Origin of the sequence: Mycobacterium kansasii ATCC 12478, from assembly GCF_000157895.3 — a bacterium.
GTDB lineage: Bacteria > Actinomycetota > Actinomycetes > Mycobacteriales > Mycobacteriaceae > Mycobacterium > Mycobacterium kansasii.
The window spans coordinates 1,547,942-1,568,806 of sequence record NC_022663.1 but is presented as its reverse complement, the minus strand read 5'-3'; the positions used below and the strand labels follow the sequence as shown (position 1 = coordinate 1,568,806).

The following is a 20,865-nucleotide window of genomic DNA, read 5'->3' as shown; positions in this document are numbered from 1 at the left end:
ACCGTAGTTCGGCGACGAGACGGCCCGCATTGCGGGCAGTTGAGGAGCCGGACGTGTGGGTGGTGTCGGCGACGAGACGGCCCGCATTGCGGGCAGTTGAGGAGCCGGACGTGTGGGTGGTGTCGGCGACGAGACGGCCCGCATTGCGGGCAGTTGAGGAGCCGGACGGACCGGCCAATTACCTTGGCCACCAGCCCGTCACAACGGCGCCTAGTCGGGATGCCCCTGGCAGCGGGTCGCGGGTGCCGATAGGTTTGAGGCCATGAGGGAAGCGCCACACGTGCTGGGCGTCGTTTTGGCCGGCGGTGAGGGCAAACGGCTTTACCCGTTGACGGCGGACCGGGCCAAACCCGCGGTTCCCTTCGGGGGCGCCTACCGGTTGATCGATTTCGTGCTTTCCAATCTCGTCAATGCCCGATACCTCAGGATCTGCGTTCTCACCCAATACAAGTCACATTCGCTGGACCGTCACATTTCGCAGAATTGGCGGTTGTCGGGTTTGGCCGGTGAGTACATCACTCCGGTGCCGGCGCAGCAGCGTCTGGGTCCGCGCTGGTACACCGGCTCGGCCGACGCGATCTATCAGTCACTCAATCTCATCTACGACGAAGATCCCGACTACCTGGTGGTTTTCGGGGCCGATCACGTATACCGGATGGACCCGGAACAGATGGTCCGGTTCCACATCGACAGCGGTGCCGGCGCTACGGTGGCCGGTATCCGGGTCCCGCGTGCCGGTGCCAGCGCGTTCGGATGCATTGACGCCGACGACTCCGGATGCATCCGCAGCTTCCTCGAGAAGCCGCTGGACCCCCCCGCCACCCCCGATGACCCCACCAGCACGTTCGTCTCGATGGGCAACTACGTGTTCACCACCAAGGTGCTGATCGACGCAATTCGCGCCGACGCCGATGACGATCACTCGGATCACGACATGGGCGGGGACATCATCCCGCGGCTGGTGGAGGACGGGATGGCGGCGGTATACGACTTTTCCGACAACGACGTACCGGGTGCCACCGACCGCGACCGGGCTTACTGGCGTGACGTCGGGACGCTGGATGCGTTCTACGACGCCCATATGGATCTGGTGTCGGTGCACCCGGTGTTCAACCTGTACAACCGGCGCTGGCCCATCCGGGGTGAGTCGGAGAACCTGGCGCCGGCGAAATTTGTCAATGGAGGTTCGGCGCAGGAGTCGGTGGTCGGTGCCGGCAGCATCATTTCGGCGGCGTCGGTGCGCAACTCGGTGTTGTCGTCGAATGTCGTTGTCGACGACGGCGCCATTGTGGAGGGCAGTGTGATCATGCCCGGCACCCGGGTCGGCCGGGGCGCGGTGGTACGCCACGCGATCCTGGACAAGAACGTCGTTGTGGGGCCTGGCGAGATGGTGGGAGTGGACCTGGACCGAGACCGGGAAAGGTTCGCGGTCAGCGCCGGCGGCGTGGTCGCGGTGGGCAAGGGCGTCTGGATCTGAAGCGTATCGAACGACACCGGTGAGTGGTCAGATGCTGCCGATCAGCGTCCGATCACGCTCGGCTAGCCGCATTCATTACACCCGGCACGGTTTACACCGGGTTTGGTAGCGGCGCGGGCCAGCAACGTGTCGCGATCTGGACTGTCCGGCCGTGAGCGGGTCAGGGGATTTCTGGGACCAGCAGGTGGGCGTCGTAGCGGGGGCCCCAGCGCAGCGTGATTCGACTGCGCGGCGGGTCAGGATAGGCGGCCGGGAATTGACCCGTGAGCGGGTTGCGCGGGGATAGCCATCGGCCGGCGATTACCAGGCGCAGTTGCTCTCCGGCGCGAAACAACGTCGCCGACGGACCGAGGGCGATGTCAACGGCGACCACATCGCCCGGGGTAGCCGGCTGCGCCCGGACGCACGCCGGGACCGGCTGCCAGGGCCGGGAGGCTTCAGGGTCCAGATCGCGCAGCGCGACCCGTTGCCAGCCGGTGGTGACCCGGTCGCGGCCCCAGCCGTAGGACCCTTCGAATCCGACGAACCGCCCGTCGCGCCACTTCTCCACGCCGACGAACAGGTTCACGTCTTGGCCGCCGTCCAGCTGCACCCAGAGCCGGGCCGCCATGGGTCCGGTCAGTTCGATGTCGTATGGCACTGTCCAGTTGAAAGATGCTGCGCGAGAATGTGTTTCGAATGTGACGCTGCCGGCTCTCGGCGGTCTCTCGGCCGTCAGCATTCCGGCAGCGGCGAGATACATTGGCCGCCAGCGGGTGCGGGCGAGGGGCCATTCGGCCTCCTCGCGCACCGCGGCGATTGTGTCGCGATCCTCGCGAACCTCGAGGCGAACGCTGCGCGACGTGGGTGCGCCGTCGAGCACGTCGCGGAAGAACTCGAGCTGCTCGGCCAACGCGGACTCGGAGTAGAACGTCTCCCACTTGCCACCGCGATGCGTATAGAGCCGGGCGTGCCGGGAGCCGCCATCGGTGAACGCCCGGATCGAGCCGCGACTGTGCAGGTTGTTGTCGGAGAAGCTGCCGCAGACCAACATCGGCACCGTGATCGCAGATAGATCGGGAACGATTGCGCGCCATTGCTCGTCGCGCAACGGATGGTCGGCCTGCATCTGCTCCAGGTCGTAGGCCTGCCGGGTACGACGCACGTTGCGTGACCAAAACCGGGTGAAGCCGATCTCGCGAATTCCGCCGGGAAACGCCAGGTCACGGTAGGCATCGGTGAAGCCCTCCCACGGGCAGATGGCCCGCAGTGCCGGTGGCTGCAGGGCGGCGACGGCGTACTGGCTGATGGCCAGGTAGGACACTCCGAGCATGACCACCCGGCCGTCACTCCAGGGCTGGTGGGCCGCCCACTGCACCAGGTCGTAGGTGTCTTCGGCTTCTTGGGCCGAGAGCAGCCTCCCCGTGCCGTTAGAGCGACCGCAGCCGCGCGAGTCGGCATTGACCACGGTGAACCCGTGTGCGGTCCACCAGACGGGGTCCGGCGCCTCCCAACCGGTCAGGGCGGAGAATTTCACCGGCTTGGGTTGGCGCAGCGCCCGGTATAGCCGGGGGACGGTCCAGCGCTTGCGCCGCCTGGTCGGCAGATCGTCCTTGCCGTACGGATGGATGCTGATGATGACCGGTTGGGCGGCCCCGCCGGATCGCCGGAAAACGTTGACCCGCAATACGGTCCCGTCGCGGGTAATGACGTCGACGTCACGCTCGACGAGGACGTCGGCCGGGGGATCGGTAACCGTGACCGGGGGTTTGACGATTCCGCAAATCCGGCTGAGTGCGTACCGAAGAGCGCCCGGCCGTCGCCACGGCCGGTCCAGGGCGGGTGCCGGATCTCTGGCCACGCCGTTACCTTAGAACGTGCCGGCTTGGCGGCAACCGAATTTCGCCACTCCGATCCGACTTGCTACCAGACGTGGGGCAGTAACCGGTAGCGCACTCGCTTCATGTAATCGCGATATCCATCCAGTTCCACGGCGAGTGCCTTCTCCTCGTCCAGGATGCGGAAAACGAGGACGAGCGTCCCCGGGATGACACCCAGCAGGCCCCAATAGGAGCCGAGTGCAAGCGGCATGCCCATCATCAAGATCACGTTGCCGACGTACATCGGGTGCCGAACGAACCGGTAGAAACCGCTGGACACTACCCTCTGGCCCGCCTCCACCGTCACCGTCGCGGCGGCATAACTGTTCTGGACGATCACCAGCATGGCGATTCCGAGCCCGGTCGCGACGAGTAGGTCGCCGACCACGCATACCACCACCGGCACTGCCGACCAACCGAATCGATGGTCGAGCACGCTGAGCACCATGATGGCGAAGACGGCGACGAACGCGCCCATGATGATGAATTTTTGGGCCGTTCTGGTTTCCGCGCGCGGTCCGGCGTGCATGCGCCGCTGCAGTGCGGCCGGGTTTGTCCGGGCCAGGTAGATGCTGGGCACGATCGTTGCAACCATGAATACAGCGATGAAAACCCATGCCTGCCAATAGTTGAACGTGCCCGCAGGGTAAAACAGCACGAATCCAAATACGACCAGACCGGCCAGACCCGAGATAACGGCCCGCAGACCAGTTTTCATTTCCCTCCCGATGCTCCCGGCTAATTCCGCATGTCACGCCGTTGAAAGGCCATGGCGCCCAAAGTAATCAATCCCGCATCTATAGCCAGCAGCCACAGCAGCGGCTCGGCGGTGAAGTCACTGCCGCCAACTCGTGGAGTGTGTGCGAAAGGTTCCAAGTTCAGTAGCCACTGCGGAAACCCCGACAACGAACCAAGCAGGTACAACGCGACGAAGCCGACCAGCACGCCCCACGCTACCGGAGTGAACCGCGGTGTCACACCGAACAATGCGATGGTCACCGCGGACAGCAGCCAGACACCCGGCAGCTGGACCGCTGCGGTGGCGACAGCCGTGGTCAGCTTGCCGCCGAGGTCCCCGGCTGCGGCGCCGTAGGTAAGGCCGGCCGCCACGCCGCAGAGCAGTATCGCCGCCGCGGGCGCGGCCAGCGCGATCACCAAATGGCTTGACAGTAAACGAATTCGCGACACCGATCCGGCGAGCACGGTCTCGGCGCGCTGTGCGAGTTCCTCCTGGTGCAGGCGTAGCGACACCGACACGGCGAACGCGGCGGAGATCATGCCCAGCATGGTGAAGCCCACCGCGACAAAGGCTTGCTCCAGTACGCTGGTGCCGCCCAACCGCGCGACGATGTCGCGTACCGCGGTGCCACTGCCCAACTCCTGCCCGATGCCGTGCACCACGCTGCCGATCAACAGGCCGTAAAGCACCAGCCCCACGGTCCAGACCAGCACCGCGCCGCGGTCAAGCCGCCACGCCAGCCCGAAGACGTTGCTCAGCCAGGGTGCGGCGGTGGCGGGGCCGCCGCGTTCGGCGATGAGCCCGGCGCCGACGTCGCGGGCGGCAAGCAGCCGATAGGCCACCACGGTCAGCGCGGCGGCCGTCGCCAGATGCAGTAGCAACACCCACCAGCGATCCCCCGCATAGGGCCTGACCTGAAGTGACCACCCCAGCGGCGAAAGCCAGGACAGCGCGCCCGATCCGGCGTCACCGACGGCCCGAAGCGCGAACACCGTGCCGAGCACGGCGAACGCGACACCCCGGGTCACTCGGGCGCTGGGCGATAGCTGCGCGGCGGCGGCGGCCACGGCGGTGAACACCAGTCCCGACCCGGCCAGGGCCGCGCCGAAGGCCAGCGACCCGGCCGGCGCCACCTTGGTGGTCAGCAGCCCCGCCGCACCGATAGCACCGGTAGCGATCGATGCCGAGAACGACAACAGCAGTGCCGCACTGAGGCTCGCGTAGCGGCCGACGGAGGTGGACTCGATCAGCTCGGCACGGCCGGTCTCCTCGTCGGCCCGGGTGTGGCGGATCACGGTGAGGATGACCGCCACCGCGATGAGGGTGTGAAACATTCCGGCTTTCCAGAGGCCGACGGCGCCGAGACTGTCGTTGTAGACCTGACCATAGAGCGCTCGCTGGGCCGGGCTGGCGGCGATCGAGGCCGCGAACCCGGCACGATCTTGCTGGGCGGGGTAGACCTTCTCGATGCTGCTGACGTACACCGTGGCCAGCGGCACCGAGAGCAGCAACACCCATAGCGGCAACACCACGCGATCGCGACGCAGGTAAAGCCGCAGCAGTCCGAGGGTGCCGGTGAAAGCCGAGCCGCGTGGCGGTGCAGATTGTGGTTCGGGGCGCGGGCGATTCAGCGTTGCGGTGCTCATGTCGCCGGTACCTCCCGGGTGTGTTCGGCGACTCGCGAGCCGACGCTGTAGTGGCGCAGGAAAAGTTCCTCGAGCGAAGGTGGCTGGCTGACCAGACTGCGCACCCCGGCGTCACCGAGCACCCGGACCAGTTCACCCAGGCTTTCGCTGTCGACCTGGGCCCGCACAGTGGTGCCCTCGACCGTGACGTCCTCGACGCCCTTGATCCTGGTGAGATCGCCCGGGTCGCCGATCATTTCGGCTTTGATCGAGGTTCGGCTGAGGTGGCGCATGGATTCCAATGAGCCGCTCTCTACGGTCTTGCCGGCCTGAATGATGGTGACCCGCTCGCACAGGGCTTCCGTTTCGGCCAGAATATGGCTGGAGAGCAGGATGGTGACCCCACGGCTGCGTGCTTCCTTGACGCATTGCTGAAAGACGTTCTCCATCAACGGGTCCAACCCGCTGGAGGGCTCGTCCAGCAGCAGCAGCCTGGCCCGTGACGAAAATGCCGAAATCAGGGACACCTTCTGGCGGTTGCCTTTCGAGTAGGTGCGCACCTTCTTGCGCGGGTCGAACTCGAAGCGCTCGATCAAGTCCGCACGAAGCTTCTCGTCGACCCCGCCTCGCATCCGAGCCAGCAGATCGATCGTCTCGCCACCGGTCAACGTCGGCCACAACGTGACATCGCCTGGGACGTATGCAATTTGGCGGTGCAGCTGAACCGCTTCCGCCCACGGGTCGCGACCCAGCAGCCGCGCACTGCCGCCGTCAGCCTTGGCCAGGCCCAGCAATATCCGGATGGTCGTCGACTTCCCGGCGCCGTTGGGTCCGAGAAAGCCGTGCACCTCGCCTTCGTGCACCGTGAGATCAAGGCCGTCGAGCGCACGCACCACCCCGAAGTTCTTGATCAGCCCTCGAATATCGATGAGGGCCGAGGCGTTGTCACTGGACATCGGATTCTCCTTGCTTCTCTTCGGCGAGGAAGGCCTCGTACATGGAGCGATCGGTCAGCAGGCCGTCGGTGTAGACCTCCAGCGCCGGAAGCACCATGTCGCGCGTGTAATCGCGGAGTACCGCACGCAGATCGGTTGGGGTTGCATGCATTTGCAGGTACAACAGAAAGCCGCCACCCCCGGTGATGGCCAGGTATTTGGCCCTGGCTTGCGGGTCGCGGCTGGGTTTGACGGTGCCGGCGCGCACTCCTTCCTCGAGGTAGTCTTCGGCATTGTCGATCATCTTCTGCCACAACGTCATTGCCAATTCACCGCCGGATTGCATGCTGCGCACCAGGTAGGCCATCAGCGGTGCGTAGGACTCGACTTGGGCGAGCTGGCCCAGCCAGGTGGCCGGGTCTCTGGACTGCATCGCCGTCGACTTTTCGCTGCGGATCTCTTCGGCCACGTAGTCGTCGCAGGCCTTGCGCAGACCGTCCTTGGAGCCGAAGTGGTGGATGACCAGGGCGGCGCTCACCTCCGCGGCTTCGGCGATGGTTCGCAGCCCAACGCCGAAGCCGTGCTGACCAAACTGCTCGATCGCCGCATCCCTGATGCGGGCTGCCGCAGTCAAGTCGACTGAACGCATGTTCAGTACGTTAAACGACTGTTCAGTGAAAAGTCAAGAGAGGCGGCCTGTGTGTCTGCGGACCTTCGTTCAGTTCTGCGACACGACCGCGGCGCACGCGGCTGCCCATGCGTCATCGGCCTGGCGTTTGGTCAGCCGACCTCGCAGTGCCTTGTCTGCCGCCGCTCGCGCCGAGAGCCGGTCCGGACGTTTGGCGACAGCGTTAGTGCTAATCATCGGCTGGTTGTCGGGGCGCGGGGCGGGGTGAGCTGACGAGATGCCCCGACCTTCCCCATGTCCCGACCTTCCCTATGTGATGTCGGCCGCAACGCGTCCGTGCGATTACGCAATTTGAGATCGGTAGCGGCGCCACCACTGTGTACTTGGGCGCAGCAAAAGGGAGGACACGCTCCGTTACGGATGGGCGCGGACAGGGACGCGGACATGGACGCGGACAGGGACGCGGACAGGGACGCGGACAGGGACGCGGACAGGGAAAGGAAAACGATATGGTCAGCACGGTCAAGCGGACGCTCGTCGGTGCTCTGATTTCGGGCTTCGGCGCGGTCGCCACCTTGTGGCTCGCCGCCTTGGGGCCGGGTGCCGCGACCGCGCGTGCCGATGTTCGGTGCGACCCGGTCTGCCACGGCACCTGGTGTCCGGGAGACCCAGTTGATTTTCGGGTCCGAGACCTGGCGACCGGCTGGGACATGAACACCTGCCACGAATACCACCAGGTATCAGGCCAGCCGGGGCTCTACGCCGAAGGCCCACTTGACCCGGGCACGTTTGTCTGCCCGCCGATTTCGTTCATGTGCCCCTGACCGTTAGCCGGTGTGCCTCGCTGGGTTATCGGCCTGAGCAGTGAAGCCCAGGCGGGGGCGGTCGGGGAACTGGTGGACGCGGAGGGTCTGGTTGACCATCTGGTGTCTGACGGCAGCATGTTCGTTCCTGGCCGCCCCCGCCGGAATCTGTCCGGCGATGAGGAGTTCGAAAACCTGTGTTCCCTTCAGGTCGGGCCGATCCATGTGGCCGGCACGGGTGGATTCACCGTGGACGACCACCCGAGCGACGCAGAACCCGGGCGATCACCGACCCGAGCTGGCGTCCTAATCCCGGACGGCGGCCAGCAGCCCATCACCCAGCGGCACCAGGGCCGGGGTGAGCCGTTCGTCCTCGGCGATCAGTCGGGCCGCCTCGCGGACCGCGGTCACCTCGGCGTCGCGTGCCGCCGGATCACCGGCCCGTCCGCCCAGCGCTGCCCGGTGCACCACGATGACCCCGCCGGGTCGCAGCAACCGCACACCCTCGACCACGTAGTCCGGTTGGTCGACCGGGTCGGCGTCGACGAACACCAGGTCATAGGCCTCGTCGGCGAGTCGGGTCAGCACCTCTTGGGCACGCCCGCCGATCAGTCTGGTGCGTGACGGACCGATTCCCGCCTCGTGGAAGGCCTGCTTGGCGAGCCGCAAGTGCTCGGGCTCGATATCGATCGTGGTCAGCACGCCGTCATTGCTCATGCCGGACAGCAACCACAGTCCGCTGACACCCGCTCCGGTACCCACCTCGGCGACCGCCTTGCCGCCGCTGAGCTTGGCCAGCAGGCTCAGCAGGGCGCCGACCGCGGGCGACACCGCCCCGGCGCCGATGTCCATGGCCCGTTCACGGGCGCTGGTCAGGATCGCGTCTTCAGATATCGACCCCTCGGCGTGCGCAGACATCAGTTCGGCTCGACTGGGGGCCTGCGGGCCGTGGGCGACCGAGCTGTCACCGGTGCCGTCCATGTCGGCAGCGTATGCCGGATCGGCGACGCCGTCGGGCAGGCGCGCCCGATGGCCGGACCTGGGCCGGCACCGCGCAGCCGCTGCGGACACGCCCGGGATGCGTCGCGCGATGAAGGTCACCCCGCCACCGAAAAGCCCAGGAAAATCCAGGTAACGGAATGGTTTCTCAGCTAAAGCTCAGTTTGCTCATATACCGCCCACACGCCGGTACGCGACGGTATCGGTATGGAACGAGGCGGACGCTGGGCGGGGAATACTGAATGGCAACTTCGCGTTGCCGGAGACGAGCTGCCAACGCTTGATGGCAGGGGAATTCCGGAGGGACACGACATCGCCACTTTGAGCACGACAACCATGTCTCACCCCCGACAGATCCGCGACGATGAGTGGGTCGAACCATCCGACGGGTTACTTGGTACTGCGGTATTCGACGCGACCGGGGACAAGGCCACAATGCCGTCGTGGGACGAGCTGGTGCGCCAGCACGCCGACCGGGTGTACCGGCTGGCCTACCGGCTCTCCGGCAATCAGCACGATGCCGAGGACCTGACGCAAGAAACGTTCATCAGGGTTTTCCGGTCGGTCCAGAACTACCAACCGGGGACCTTCGAGGGCTGGTTGCACCGCATCACCACCAACCTGTTTCTCGACATGGTCCGCCGCCGGACCCGCATCCGGATGGAGGCGTTGCCCGAGGATTACGACCGGGTGCCTGCCGACGACCCCAACCCCGAGCAGATCTATCACGACGCACGTCTGGGGCCCGATTTGCAGGCTGCCCTCGATTCGCTGCCGCCGGAGTTTCGTGCCGCAGTCGTGTTGTGCGATATCGAAGGTTTGTCCTACGAGGAGATTGGCGCCACCCTCGGTGTCAAGCTCGGCACCGTGCGAAGCCGGATCCACCGCGGACGCCAGGCGTTGCGCGACTACCTCGCCGCGCACCCCGAACACGGTCAGGCCTACGCACGCTCGGGTAAGACTGGCGGTTAAGACACGCGCCTGTCGGTTTGGCTACTGCATGGTTGCCAACCGGTCCCAAATCCTCGGGTTTTACCCGCCGATGATGGTTATCCGGCCCCGCACCGCGCTACATTCGAACTACCAAGCCGACAAAAGGCTAGTTAAGGCTAGTCAAGGCCTAGAAACGGCTCGAAAGCGCAGGGAAGGAGCTGGTGATGGCCGACCGGGGACATGTGTTTCGGCGCGCATTCTCCTGGCTTCCCACCCAATTCGCTTCCCAAAGCGATGCGCCGGTCGGTGCGCCGCGTCGGTTCCGGTCCACCGAGCACCTGTCCATAGAGGCCATTGCCGCGTTTGTCGATGGTGAGCTGACAATGAACGCCCACTTGCGCGCGGCGCATCACCTGTCGCTGTGCCCGCAGTGCGCTGCCGAAGTAGACGACCACAGCCGTGCTCGTGCCGCGCTACGCGACTCGCGCCCGATCCGCATCCCCAGCACGCTGCTCGGGTTGCTGTCCGAAATCCCGCATCAGCCGTCCGACGACGCGACGCCGCTGCCGGATCCCTTCGCTCAGCGCGATGTCCGTGGCCAGCGGAAGCGTCGCTAGCTTGGTTGGCTGGCTGCACCCCGAATGAAGGCCGGCCGGCTGCTGGCTTCAGCCATCAGAAATGTCACGGATACTAGGGTGGACACCGATAACGCCGCGTCCGGTAGGACGGGCCGTCGTGGTCCGTGTCGCCAACGCCCAGCAGAGAACCAGAAGAGGATCACGTGACCTCCGACCAAGGCAAAAACAGTGGCAGTACCGGTGTCGGGGACGGCGGCCCCCGCCTGGCGCCGCGTCCCGTCTTTCGGCCACCGGTCGATTCCGCATCGCGTCAAGCGTTCGGGCGACCATCGGGGGTGCAGGGTTCGTTTGTAGCGGAGCGGGTGCGTCCGCCGAAGTACCAGGACCAGGCCGAGTTCCGGTCACCCGAGCAACCGCCCGATCCGGTGCTGGAGGAAGCCTTCAGCCGGCCACCCGGTGGCGTCGACTCGCTGCAACGCCACCCCATCGACGCCGGGGCGCTGGCCGCCGAAAAGGACGGCCAACAGGACGAGCCTGATGATCCGTGGCGCGATCCCGCCGCGGCGGCCGCTCTGGGAACCCCGGCGCTGATCCCACCGCCACCACACAGCGCCCTCGGCCAGCGGGGCAAGCTCGGCGTCCGCGATGTGCTGTTCGGCGGCAAGGTGTCCTATCTGGCGTTGGCTGTGCTGGCCATCTTGGCGCTGGTGATCGGGGTGATCGGCGGTGTGATCGGTCGCAAGACCGCCGAAGTCGTCGAGGCGTTCACGACGTCGAAGGTGACGTTGTCGACCAGCGGCAACGCCGAGGAGCCGGCCGGCCGGTTCACCAAGGTGGCCGCGGCGGTCGCCGACTCCGTCGTGACTATCGAGTCCAAGAGCGACCAGGAGGGCATGCAGGGTTCCGGTGTCATCATCGACGGTCGCGGCTACATCGTCACCAACAACCACGTGATCTCCGAGGCCGCCAACAGCCCCAGCCAGTTCAAGACGACCGTGGTGTTCAACGACGGCAAGGAGGTACCCGCCAGCCTGGTGGGCCGCGACCCCAAGACCGACCTGGCCGTCCTGAAGGTCGACAACGTCGACAACCTGACCGTGGCCCGGCTCGGTGACTCCAGCAAGGTCCGGGTCGGCGACGAGGTGCTGGCTGCCGGAGCCCCGCTGGGGCTGCGCAGCACCGTGACGCATGGCATCATCAGCGCGCTGCACCGCCCCGTCCCGCTGTCGGGCGAGGGTTCGGACACCGATACGGTGATCGACGCGCTGCAGACCGACGCCTCGATCAACCACGGCAACTCCGGCGGTCCGCTGATCGACATGGATTCGCAGGTGATCGGCATCAACACCGCCGGTAAGTCGCTCTCGGACAGCGCCAGCGGGCTGGGCTTCGCCATTCCGGTCAACGAGATGAAGGTGGTCGCCCAAACGCTGATCAAGGACGGAAAGATCGTCCACCCGACGCTGGGTATCAGCACCCGTTCGGTGAGCAACGCGATCGCTTCGGGTGCGCAGGTGGCCAACGTAAAGGCCGGAAGCCCCGCTCAGAAGGGCGGAATTCTGGAAAACGATGTGATCGTCAAGATCGGCGACCGTAAGGTGGCCGACTCCGATGAGTTCGTCGTCGCCGTGCGGCAGCTGACCATCGGGCAGGACGCGCCGGTGGAGGTGGTCCGCGAGGGTCGCCACGTCACGCTGACGGTCAAGCCCGAACCCGATACCAGCTCGTGATGATCGCAAGCGCGGCGCAGCCGGGCGCAGCGGGTCATCACCATCCGACCTGATGTTCGCCAACGTCGGCTGGGGGGAGATGCTCGTACTCGTCGTGGTCGGGCTGGTGGTGCTTGGGCCGGAACGGCTCCCCGGTGCGATCCGCTGGACTGCGGGCGCGCTGCGTCAGGCTCGGGAGTACCTCAGCGGTGTGACCAATCAGCTGCGCGAGGATATGGGGCCGGAATTCGACGATCTTCGCGGGCACATCAGCGAGCTGCAGAAGCTGCGGGGCATGACGCCACGCGCGGCGCTGACCAAACATCTGCTCGACGGCGACGATTCCTTCTTCACTGGCAACTTCGACCAGCCGGCCGCCGCGACTCCGGCGCAGCCGCCACATCCGCCGCCGGGGACGGAACGGCCCGTTCCCGACGAGCCCGCACGTCCTCCGTTCGATTCGGACGCGACCTGAACAGCCGCTCAGCGCCGGGTCGGGTCGAGCCCCAGCGACATGCCGGCCAGTCCGCGGCGCCGTGCCGCCAAACCCTCGGCAATGTTGAGTAGCTCCTTACCCACCGCCGAATCCGGCGCACTCAAGACCAGCGGCACGCCCGAGTCACCGGCGGCCACCAGCGCGGGGTCCAGCGGGATCCGACCCAGCAGCGGCACCTCGGCGCCGACCGCACGGGTCAGCCGCTCAGCCACCTGCTGACCGCCGCCCTCGCCGAACACCTGCAGCGTGCTGCCGTCCGGCAGCGTGAGCCCGGACATGTTTTCCACGACGCCGACGATCCGCTGGCGGGTCTGCAGGGCAATGCTGCCGGCCCGTTCGGCCACTTCGGCGGCGGCCAGCTGCGGCGTGGTCACCACCAGGATCTCGGCGTTGGGAATCAGCTGAGCCACCGATATGGCGACGTCGCCCGTCCCGGGCGGCAGGTCGAGCAGCAGCACGTCCAGATCACCCCAGTACACGTCGGCCAGGAACTGCTGCAGCGCCCGGTGCAGCATCGGCCCGCGCCACACCACCGGCGTGTTGCCCTCGGTGAATTGCGCGATCGAGATGACCCGCACCTCATGGGCGATGGGCGGCAGGATCATCGACTCCACTTGCGTCGGCCGGTCGGTGGTACCCATCATCCGGGGAATGGAATGGCCGTGAATGTCGGCGTCCAGCACGCCGACCGACAGGCCACGGGCGGCCATCGCCGCAGCCAGGTTGACCGTGACGGTGGACTTGCCGACGCCGCCCTTGCCGGAAGCGACGGCATAGACCCGGGTCAGGGAGCTGGGCTGGGCGAACGGGATGACCGGTTCCCGCGCGTCACCGCGCAGCTGTTTGCGCAACTCGGTGCGCTGCTCGTCGCTCATGACGTCCAGGCTGACCCGGACGGCTCCGGTGCCGGGAACGTCGGACACCGCCCGGGCGACGCGCTCGGTGATTTCCGACTTCTTCGGGCAGGCCGCGGTGGTCAGGTAGATACCGACATGGACCTCGCCCTGCGGGCTGATGTCGATACCCTTGACCATTCCGAGTTCGGTGATGGGTCGCCGTAGTTCGGGGTCGATCACTTTCGCCAGCGCAGCGCGAACTGCGGCGGTCAGGTCGGCGGCGTCGTCTCGAGTTTGGGACATCACGCCGAGTTTATGCGGCGGCGGCTCCGGCCGACCGGGCGGTCGACGGGTCAGCTCACCGGAGTGAGCACCGGCCCGCCGGGCACGGGCGTAGTCGGCGCAGGTGCGGGCGACGGCCCGGCCGGTTTCGGCGACGCCGAGCCGGACGGTGCCGGGGCAGCCGGTGGTGGCGGGGCTGGGGCTGCCGGTGGCGGCTGGCCAGGGTCGCCGGGGGGCGGCAGCTCGGGTGGTGGGGGAGCGGCGGGCGCAGCCGGCGGTGCAATCACGATGCCCCCGAACGGCACCGGAGGACCTCCGGGCGGAACTGCCTCAGGCGGGTTCTGTGGGGTGATGCAGATCAGCGTGCACCCGGGTTGCGGCGCCTGGGGCTGTGGGGCGGGTTGTTGCAGCCACGGCCACAGCGGCGGCGGCGTGTTGGGCAGCTGCGGCGGGCCGAAGTCGATCAACGGAATGTGGCCCATCGGGTCGAAGGCGCCCAGGCCGTTGACGTTCATCGGCAGGTTGGGCCCCAGCCCCTCCGGATGCTCCAGGTGCGCGTCGCCGATCGGCGGGGGCGGCCCGGTGATCGGCGGCAGGTCGACCGGTACCACGCCGGTGGCGTACGCCGCCGCCCAGCCCAGCACGTTCTGGGCATAGGGCATCGAGTTGTTGTAGCGCAGGATGGCGGCCATGACCTGCGCGGGGTCCCGCAGGTTCAGTCCGCCGCTGCACAGGTAGCGAGCGGCCGCCAGGGTGGAGTCGAACAGGTTCTGCGGATCGGGTACGCCGTCATTGTCGCCGTCGACGGCGTAGCGCGCCCAGGTGCCGGGCAAGAACTGCATCGGGCCCATGGCACGGGCGTAGGTGACGCGGTTGCCGATCATGCTTTGGATGATGACTTCGTTGCCCGGCAACGTGCCGTCCAGGGCGGGGCCGTAGATCGGGCTGACCGCGGTACCGCGTGAGTCGACGGCGCCGCCGTTGGCGTGCATCGACTCGATCCGCCCGATCCCGGCCAGTAGGTTCCAGCTGATGCCGCACGCCGGCGCGGCAACGGCCATCTTCTGTTCGGCGTTGCGGTAGGCCGTCAGTGCCATAATTGGAATGCCAAGCGCACCAGGCGAATTCACGACCATGGGTGGCGGTGGGGCGGAGGTGGTGGCCGCGGCGACGTGGAAGCCGGTCGGCGGACGCGGGACGGCGATGACCGTCGGTCCGGACAGGTCGACGAGCGGCGACGGGGCGACCGCGGCCACCGGCGTGATGGCGGTGCGCGCCGACGGCGTCCGTCCGTGGGACGCAGGTGCCGCGCCGCTGACCGCTCCGGCGAACACCAGGGGGGTGATCATGGCTATGCCGAATACCGGTGACTTCGTGAGGCGCATGGCCCGCCGGCGCACCGAATCCCACAACTGGGTGGCGCCTTCAGTAACGGCCGGGTGAGCACCCCAGCGGCCCCCTATGCGCACCTCGACCGTCCTCTAAATTATGCGACCCGTCGAATAACTATGCTTTTTAGCCTCGTGAACTAGATCACCATACATAACTCTTGTGACGGGAGTGGCGCAATGGGGGAGCTGGTTCTCACAGGGTTTTCCTCGCTCGGCGTTCCGTCCCGTCAGTCGCCTGCGCCGGGTCGGCGTCCGGACGGGCAGACTGCAAATCGGCCATCAGAGTACGCAGGCTCTCCAGTTCGTGTCGCAGGTAGTCCCGCGTCGGGACCTCGCCGATGGCCAACCGCAGGGCGGCCAGCTCCCGCGCCAGGTATTCGGTGTCGGCCTTGGTTTGTGCGGCCCGGCGCCGGTCCTCTTCCAGGGCGACACGGTCACGATTTTCCTGACGATTCTGGGCCAGCAGGATCAGCGGCGCCGCGTAGGCGGCCTGGGTGGAAAAGGCCAGATTGAGCAGGATGAACGGGTAGGGATCCCAGCGCCAGTGGGCCGCGAACAGGTTCACCGCGATCCAGATCAGCACCAATAGCGTCTGCAGCAGCAGGTAACGGCCGGTGCCGAAGAACCTCGCGATGCGTTCGGTGGTCTGCCCGACGGTCTCGGGGTCCAGCCGCGGCGTGAACCTGCGCGAGGTCCGCGGTGTGTACAGCCGCCGCGGAGCTGGGGGCTTGCTCACCGGGTTCCTCCGGATTTGGCGGGTCGGCCGGCGGGGTCGAGCTGCTGCACGTCCACGCGCCAGTCATGCGGCAACAGATGGTCGAGCAGGTCGTCGACCGTCACCGCGCCCAACAGATGGCTCTGGTCGTCGACCACCGGCCCGCACACCAGGTTGTAGGCGGCGAAATAGCGCGTCACCGCGGCCAGCGGGGTTTCCGGTGTCAGCGTCAGCAGGTCGGTGTCGACGATCCCGCCCACCAGTTCGGCCGGCGGTTCGCGAAGCAGTCGCTGCAGTTGCACGCAACCCAGATAGTGGCCGGTCGGGGTGGCCGTCGGCGGACGTGCCACAAAGACCATGGACGACAGCGCGGGGGTCAGGTCGGGATCGCGGACCCGGGCCAGTGCTTCGGCAACCGAGGTGTCCGGGGTGAGCACCACCGGATTCGAGGTCATCAACCCGCCCGCGGTGTCGGGCGAGTGCTTCAGCAGCCGTCGCACCGAATTGGAGTCGTCGGGATCCATTCGGGTCAGCAACGCCTCGGCATCGTTCGGATTCAGCACCCCGAGCAGGTCGGCGGCGTCGTCGGGATCCATCTCCTCGAGCACATCTGCAGCGCGATCGGTCCCCAGTTGGGACAAAACTTCGGCCTGATCCGATTCGGGCAGCTCCTGCAGGATGTCGGCCAGCCGTTCGTTGTCGAGCGCCCGGAACACCTCGTAGCGGCGTTTGGACGGCAGACCGCGGATGGCGTCGGCGACGTCGACCGGGCGCCGCCCCTCGAACTGGTCCAGCAGTTGTGCCACGGCCTGACCGGGCATGGCCAGGGCAGATGGCGTCAATCCGTGCACGAATTGCCAGTCCACGATGTGTACCGGTCCGCGCCGGCCCAGCCGTCGGTGGGTGCGGACGGCGACCCTGGTCACCAACCAGTCGCGGGTTCGCGTTTGCTCGATGCCCAGATCGGTCACCACCAGGTCGGCGCTGGCCAGCTCCGGCAGGGCCGGGTCGTTGACCTTGACGGGCGTGTCGAGCACTTGGCCGATTGCCAGGACCTCACCCGGCCGCTGTTCGAAGTGGCGTAACGACACGCTGCCGGTGGCGAGTGTCACCGCGTCCGGCTCGATCGCGGCGACTCGCAGGATCGGTATGAAGATGCTGCGGCGGGTCGCCAGATCGACCACCAATCCCAGCACACGCGGTTGCTGGCGGACAATGCTGATGCTGATCACGACGTCGCGAACCCGGCCGAAGGATTCGCCAAGCGGACCCAGCACCATCATCCGCGACAGCCGCGCCACATACACCCTGTTGACCGAGCCCATGATTGAGAGCGTAGGCAGCCCGATGGCAGGTGCTAACGGGAGCTAACGGGTTCTCATGGGACGGAATGCTGAAGGTCGCGACGATCAGATAGACCAGCAGCGTCGCGACGCTGATTACGACGCCGCCAACCGCCAGGCCATAGCCGTCGTCAGGCCATGGCCGTCGTCTCGGGTTTGCTTGATCTGGTTGAGCGTGATCGTGCCCAGCACGACGGACACGATCGAGCCGATGCAGCAGAACACGCCCGCGAACGACGACACCAGCGAGACGATCGCCATGGTGTTGGTGCCCGGCATCAGCCGGGCCCGCCGGGGGCCAACAGCCGCCCAGATAATTCGGCGGCGGGAAATTGCCGTGGGGGAACCAGGCTGCTCAGGGCTTTGCCCACCGGCCGCGGGAGGTGGGGTCGTGCAGTCGTGAGCACCCTCCTCGGGCGAGCCGCCGGAAGCTGTCGTGGTGATCAACCTAGTCGACGGGGCCGGGCCGACGCCCGTGTGCGGGCGGCGCCGGGCGCCCGTGAAATGACGGCAAACTCATTCGTCGGGCTCATTCGTCGGGCACGGCCCTCGCCGGGCGAAATATGGGTAGTACCCGGTGCGAGCCGACCGGTTCGCGGTCGTCCTGATAATGCGCGGACGTCGCGAAGATGAAACGATGGCCAGGGCATAGCAGGGCAGAGGAGAATGAAGACCGATGACTAGCCCATTCCAGCCAGGACAGGTTCCCGGTGCCACACCGCCCACGGGGCCTGCTGGTCGACGGGTTGTGCCCGGATTGCCCACCCCGCCCAAAGGCTGGCCGGTCGGGTCCTATCCCACCTACGCCGAGGCGCAGCGCGCTGTCGACTACCTGTCGGAGCAGGAATTCCCGGTTCAGCAGGTGACCATCGTCGGCGTCGACCTGATGCAGGTGGAACGGGTGACGGGCCGCCTGACCTGGCCAAAAGTGCTCGGCGGCGGTGTGCTCAGCGGCGCTTGGCTCGGCTTGTTCATCGGCTTGGTGCTCGGCTTCTTCAGCCCCAACCCGTGGGCCGCGCTGGTCACCGGCTTGGTGGCCGGGGTTTTCTTCGGGCTGATCACCTCCGCGGTTCCGTATGCGATGGCGCGCGGCACCAGGGATTTCAGCTCCACCATGCAGTTGGTGGCCGGCCGCTACGACGTACTCTGCGATCCACAAAACGCGGAGAAGGCACGCGATTTGCTGGCGCGTTTGGCGATCTGACGCCGGTGCCGGTGGCAAAGGTGAGGCGGCGGCTGGGCGCGGCCGTGCTGGCGGCGCTGATGGTCGCGTCCGCGGTCTCGGCATGCGGGTCGCACAGCCATGGACTAGTGCTCAGCTTCTACACCCCGGCCACCGACGGGGCGACGTTTACCGCGGTCGCGCAGCACTGCACCGAGCAGGCCGGCGGCCGATACGTCATCGAGCACGTGAGCCTGCCTCGATCACCCGACCAGCAGCGACTACAACTGGCCCGGAGACTGACCGGAAATGACCACACCCTCGACGTGATGGCGATGGACGTCGTCTGGACCGCCGAGTTCGCCGAAGCCGGATGGACACTGCCGCTGTCGGAGGATCCCGCCGGGCTGACTGAGGCCGACGCCACCTCCGATACACTTCCGGGCCCGATCAGGACCGCCACCTGGAAGCACCGGCTGTATGCCGCGCCCGTCACGACGAATACCCAATTGCTTTGGTATCGGTCGGATTTGGTGCCTCAACCGCCGGGGGATTGGAACGGCATGTTGGCCGAGGCGGCCCGATTGCGCGCCGCCGGCCAGCCGAGTTGGATCGCGGCGCAGGCGAACCAGGGCGAGGGTCTGGCGGTGTGGTTCAACACCGTGCTGACCAGCGTCGGCGGTCAGGTGCTCGCCGAGGACGGCAAACGGGTCACCCTGACCGACACTCCCGCTCATCGGGCCGCCACCGTCGCCGCACTGCGGGTCCTGAAATCAGTGGCCACCGCACCCGGAGCCGACCCGTCGATCAGCCGCGCGGAGGAGGGCACCGCCCGGCTGGCGTTCGAACAGGGAAAGGCGGCTCTGGAGGTCAACTGGCCGTACGTGTTCGCCTCCCTGCTGGAGAACGCGGTCAAGGGTGGGGTGCCGTTTCTGCCGCTCAACCGCCTTCCCGAGTTGGCCGGCAGCGTCGACAGCGTCGGCACCTTCGTGCCCAGCGACGAACAGTTCCGCATCGCCTACCAAGCCAGCCAGAAGGTGCTCGGCTTCGCGCCCTATCCCGGGGTCGTGCCGGGCCGGCCGGCCAAGGTGACCATCGGCGGGCTGAACCTGGCCGTGGCCAGTACGACCCGCCATAAAGCCGAGGCGTTCGAAGCGGTCCGGTGCCTGCGTAACCTGCAGAACCAGAAGTACGTTTCGATCCAGGGCGGTCTTCCCGCGGTGCGGGCCTCGCTGTACTCCGACCCGCAGTTTCAGGCGAAGTATCCGATGTACGAGATCATCCGCCAGCAGCTCACCGACGCCGCCGTGCGGCCGGCGACGCCGGCCTACCAAGCGGTGTCGCTGCGGCTGGCGGCGGCGCTGAGTCCGGTCACCAAGATCGACCCGGAACGCACCGCCGACGACATCACCGCGCAGGTGCAAAAGGCCGTCGACGGCAAGGGCTTGCTGCCGTGACGCACGCTTTCGTGCGCTCGGGGAACCGCCGGGCCGAACAGCGGCTGGCGTTCATCCTGGTGGCGCCGGCGGCGCTGTTGATGCTGGCGGTGACGGCCTATCCGATCGGTTACGCGGTGTGGCTCAGCCTGCAGCGCAACAACCTGGCTACCCCCGACGAGACGGCGTTCATCGGATTGGAGAACTACCGAACCGTTCTGACCGACCGGTATTGGTGGACGGCGCTGACGGTGACGCTGGCGATCACGGTGGTGTCGGTGACGCTCGAGTTCGTGCTGGGTCTGGCGCTGGCGCTGGTGATGCACCGCACGCTGATCGGCAAGGGGCTGGTGCGCACCGCGGTGCTGATCCCATACGGGATCGTCACGGTGGTCGCGTCGTACAGCTGGTACTACGCCTGGACCCCGGGCACCGGATACCTGGCCAATCTGCTCCCGCACGGTAGTGCCCCGCTGACCCAACAGGTCCCGTCGCTGGGTGTCGTGGTGATTGCCGAGGTGTGGAAGACGACGCCGTTCATGTCGCTGCTGCTGCTGGCCGGGCTGGCGCTGGTGCCCGAGGATCTGTTGAAGGCCGCACAAGTCGACGGGGCCGGGGCTTGGCGGCGGTTGACCAAGGTCATCCTGCCGATCATCAAGCCGGCGGTGGTGGTGGCACTGTTGTTTCGGACTCTGGATGCCTTCCGCATTTTCGACAACATCTATGTGCTGACCGCTGGCGAGAACAACACCGAGTCGGTGTCAATCCTGGGCTACGACAACCTGTTCAAGGGTTTCAACGTCGGTCTCGGCTCAGCGATCAGCGTGCTGATCTTCGGTTGCGTGGGCATCATCGCGCTGACGTTCATCAAGCTGTTCGGCGCTGCAGCTCCAGGGAGTGACGCGGATGGCCGCTGAGC

19 protein-coding genes and 1 pseudogene are annotated in these 20,865 nt (G+C 66.8%); 9 read left to right on the top strand and 11 right to left on the bottom strand.

Translation table 11 applies throughout. The annotated features are described in order from the left end of the window. Positions 1 to 262: 262 nt before the first annotated feature. Entirely contained in the window at positions 263 to 1,477 is a 1,215-nt protein-coding gene (glgC, locus tag MKAN_RS06695) for a glucose-1-phosphate adenylyltransferase (RefSeq protein ID WP_023366483.1), read from the top strand. A gap of 160 nt (positions 1,478 to 1,637) precedes the next feature. Here glgC and MKAN_RS06690 read toward each other — a convergent pair whose 3' ends face one another. The 5 genes from MKAN_RS06690 to MKAN_RS06670 all read right to left on the bottom strand — a co-directional run bounded on the left by MKAN_RS06690 (position 1,638) and on the right by MKAN_RS06670 (position 7,284). Next, positions 1,638 to 3,317, bottom strand: coding sequence for a CocE/NonD family hydrolase (locus MKAN_RS06690; RefSeq protein ID WP_023366481.1), 1,680 nt, complete (start codon positions 3,315 to 3,317; stop codon positions 1,638 to 1,640). Between the two features lie 62 nt (positions 3,318 to 3,379). Then, on the bottom strand, positions 3,380 to 4,054 hold the full coding sequence (locus MKAN_RS06685; protein ID WP_023366479.1) for a methyltransferase family protein: 675 nt from the start codon (positions 4,052 to 4,054) through the stop codon (positions 3,380 to 3,382). 20 nt (positions 4,055 to 4,074) lie between these two features. Then, on the bottom strand, positions 4,075 to 5,721 hold the full coding sequence (locus tag MKAN_RS06680) for an ABC transporter permease (protein WP_023366477.1): 1,647 nt from the start codon (positions 5,719 to 5,721) through the stop codon (positions 4,075 to 4,077). Next, a complete protein-coding gene (locus tag MKAN_RS06675; protein ID WP_023366475.1) occupies positions 5,718 to 6,656 on the bottom strand; it encodes an ABC transporter ATP-binding protein in 939 nt (312 codons plus the stop codon). Before MKAN_RS06675 ends, MKAN_RS06680 begins: the two co-directional genes overlap by 4 nt. Further along, the gene (locus MKAN_RS06670) at positions 6,646 to 7,284 is read right to left on the bottom strand and encodes a TetR/AcrR family transcriptional regulator (protein WP_023366473.1); all 639 of its coding nucleotides are present in this window, start codon (positions 7,282 to 7,284) and stop codon (positions 6,646 to 6,648) included. Before MKAN_RS06670 ends, MKAN_RS06675 begins: the two co-directional genes overlap by 11 nt. Before the next feature lie 488 nt (positions 7,285 to 7,772). Between MKAN_RS06670 and MKAN_RS06665 the strand changes: the two genes are divergently transcribed. After that, positions 7,773 to 8,087, top strand: a complete 315-nt coding sequence (locus MKAN_RS06665; RefSeq protein ID WP_023366471.1) for a hypothetical protein — start codon at positions 7,773 to 7,775, stop codon at positions 8,085 to 8,087. A gap of 285 nt (positions 8,088 to 8,372) precedes the next feature. Here MKAN_RS06665 and MKAN_RS06655 read toward each other — a convergent pair whose 3' ends face one another. Then, positions 8,373 to 9,047: an O-methyltransferase gene (locus MKAN_RS06655; protein WP_036392815.1), complete on the bottom strand. Its 675-nt coding sequence runs from the start codon at positions 9,045 to 9,047 to the stop codon at positions 8,373 to 8,375. Between the two features lie 225 nt (positions 9,048 to 9,272). Between MKAN_RS06655 and sigE the strand changes: the two genes are divergently transcribed. From sigE to tatB, 4 genes are all read left to right on the top strand, one after another. Further along, positions 9,273 to 10,037 (top strand): RNA polymerase sigma factor SigE, encoded by a 765-nt coding sequence (gene sigE, locus MKAN_RS06650; RefSeq protein WP_036392483.1) that lies wholly within the window; start codon positions 9,273 to 9,275, stop codon positions 10,035 to 10,037. Between the two features lie 185 nt (positions 10,038 to 10,222). Further along, on the top strand, positions 10,223 to 10,615 hold the full coding sequence (gene rseA, locus MKAN_RS06645) for an anti-sigma E factor RseA (protein ID WP_023366463.1): 393 nt from the start codon (positions 10,223 to 10,225) through the stop codon (positions 10,613 to 10,615). A 164-nt stretch (positions 10,616 to 10,779) separates the two neighbouring features. Continuing rightward, positions 10,780 to 12,306 (top strand): serine protease HtrA, encoded by a 1,527-nt coding sequence (htrA, locus tag MKAN_RS06640; protein WP_023366461.1) that lies wholly within the window; start codon positions 10,780 to 10,782, stop codon positions 12,304 to 12,306. Positions 12,307 to 12,358: 52 nt separating this feature from the next. Next, positions 12,359 to 12,760, top strand: coding sequence for a Sec-independent protein translocase protein TatB (tatB, locus tag MKAN_RS06635; RefSeq protein WP_023366459.1), 402 nt, complete (start codon positions 12,359 to 12,361; stop codon positions 12,758 to 12,760). An 8-nt stretch (positions 12,761 to 12,768) separates the two neighbouring features. Here tatB and MKAN_RS06630 read toward each other — a convergent pair whose 3' ends face one another. The 5 genes and pseudogenes from MKAN_RS06630 to MKAN_RS32705 all read right to left on the bottom strand — a co-directional run. Continuing rightward, complete coding sequence (locus MKAN_RS06630; RefSeq protein ID WP_023366457.1) at positions 12,769 to 13,920, bottom strand: Mrp/NBP35 family ATP-binding protein; 1,152 nt, start codon at positions 13,918 to 13,920, stop codon at positions 12,769 to 12,771. 50 nt (positions 13,921 to 13,970) lie between these two features. Further along, complete coding sequence (locus MKAN_RS06625) at positions 13,971 to 15,368, bottom strand: lytic transglycosylase domain-containing protein (protein WP_036445480.1); 1,398 nt, start codon at positions 15,366 to 15,368, stop codon at positions 13,971 to 13,973. A gap of 115 nt (positions 15,369 to 15,483) precedes the next feature. After that, positions 15,484 to 16,026 carry a DUF1003 domain-containing protein gene (locus MKAN_RS06620; protein WP_023366453.1) on the bottom strand — a complete coding sequence of 181 codons (543 nt, stop codon included), beginning with the start codon at positions 16,024 to 16,026 and terminating at the stop codon, positions 15,484 to 15,486. Then, positions 16,023 to 17,330: a magnesium transporter MgtE N-terminal domain-containing protein gene (locus MKAN_RS06615; protein ID WP_023366451.1), complete on the bottom strand. Its 1,308-nt coding sequence runs from the start codon at positions 17,328 to 17,330 to the stop codon at positions 16,023 to 16,025. The genes MKAN_RS06620 and MKAN_RS06615 overlap by 4 nt, the downstream gene beginning before the upstream one ends. Positions 17,331 to 17,391: 61 nt before the next feature. After that, a pseudogene (locus MKAN_RS32705) lies at positions 17,392 to 17,691 on the bottom strand (DUF4190 domain-containing protein); the annotation flags it as partial. 333 nt (positions 17,692 to 18,024) lie between these two features. On the opposite strand from MKAN_RS32705, the gene MKAN_RS06605 reads away from it, so the two are divergent. The 3 genes from MKAN_RS06605 to MKAN_RS06595 are packed head-to-tail and all read left to right on the top strand — an operon-like array spanning position 18,025 to position 20,863. After that, positions 18,025 to 18,552: a general stress protein gene (locus MKAN_RS06605; protein ID WP_023366448.1), complete on the top strand. Its 528-nt coding sequence runs from the start codon at positions 18,025 to 18,027 to the stop codon at positions 18,550 to 18,552. A gap of 59 nt (positions 18,553 to 18,611) precedes the next feature. Beyond that, positions 18,612 to 19,967, top strand: coding sequence for an extracellular solute-binding protein (locus tag MKAN_RS06600; RefSeq protein WP_080674205.1), 1,356 nt, complete (start codon positions 18,612 to 18,614; stop codon positions 19,965 to 19,967). After that, entirely contained in the window at positions 19,964 to 20,863 is a 900-nt protein-coding gene (locus MKAN_RS06595) for a carbohydrate ABC transporter permease (protein ID WP_023366444.1), read from the top strand. Before MKAN_RS06600 ends, MKAN_RS06595 begins: the two co-directional genes overlap by 4 nt. Positions 20,864 to 20,865: the final 2 nt, after the last annotated feature.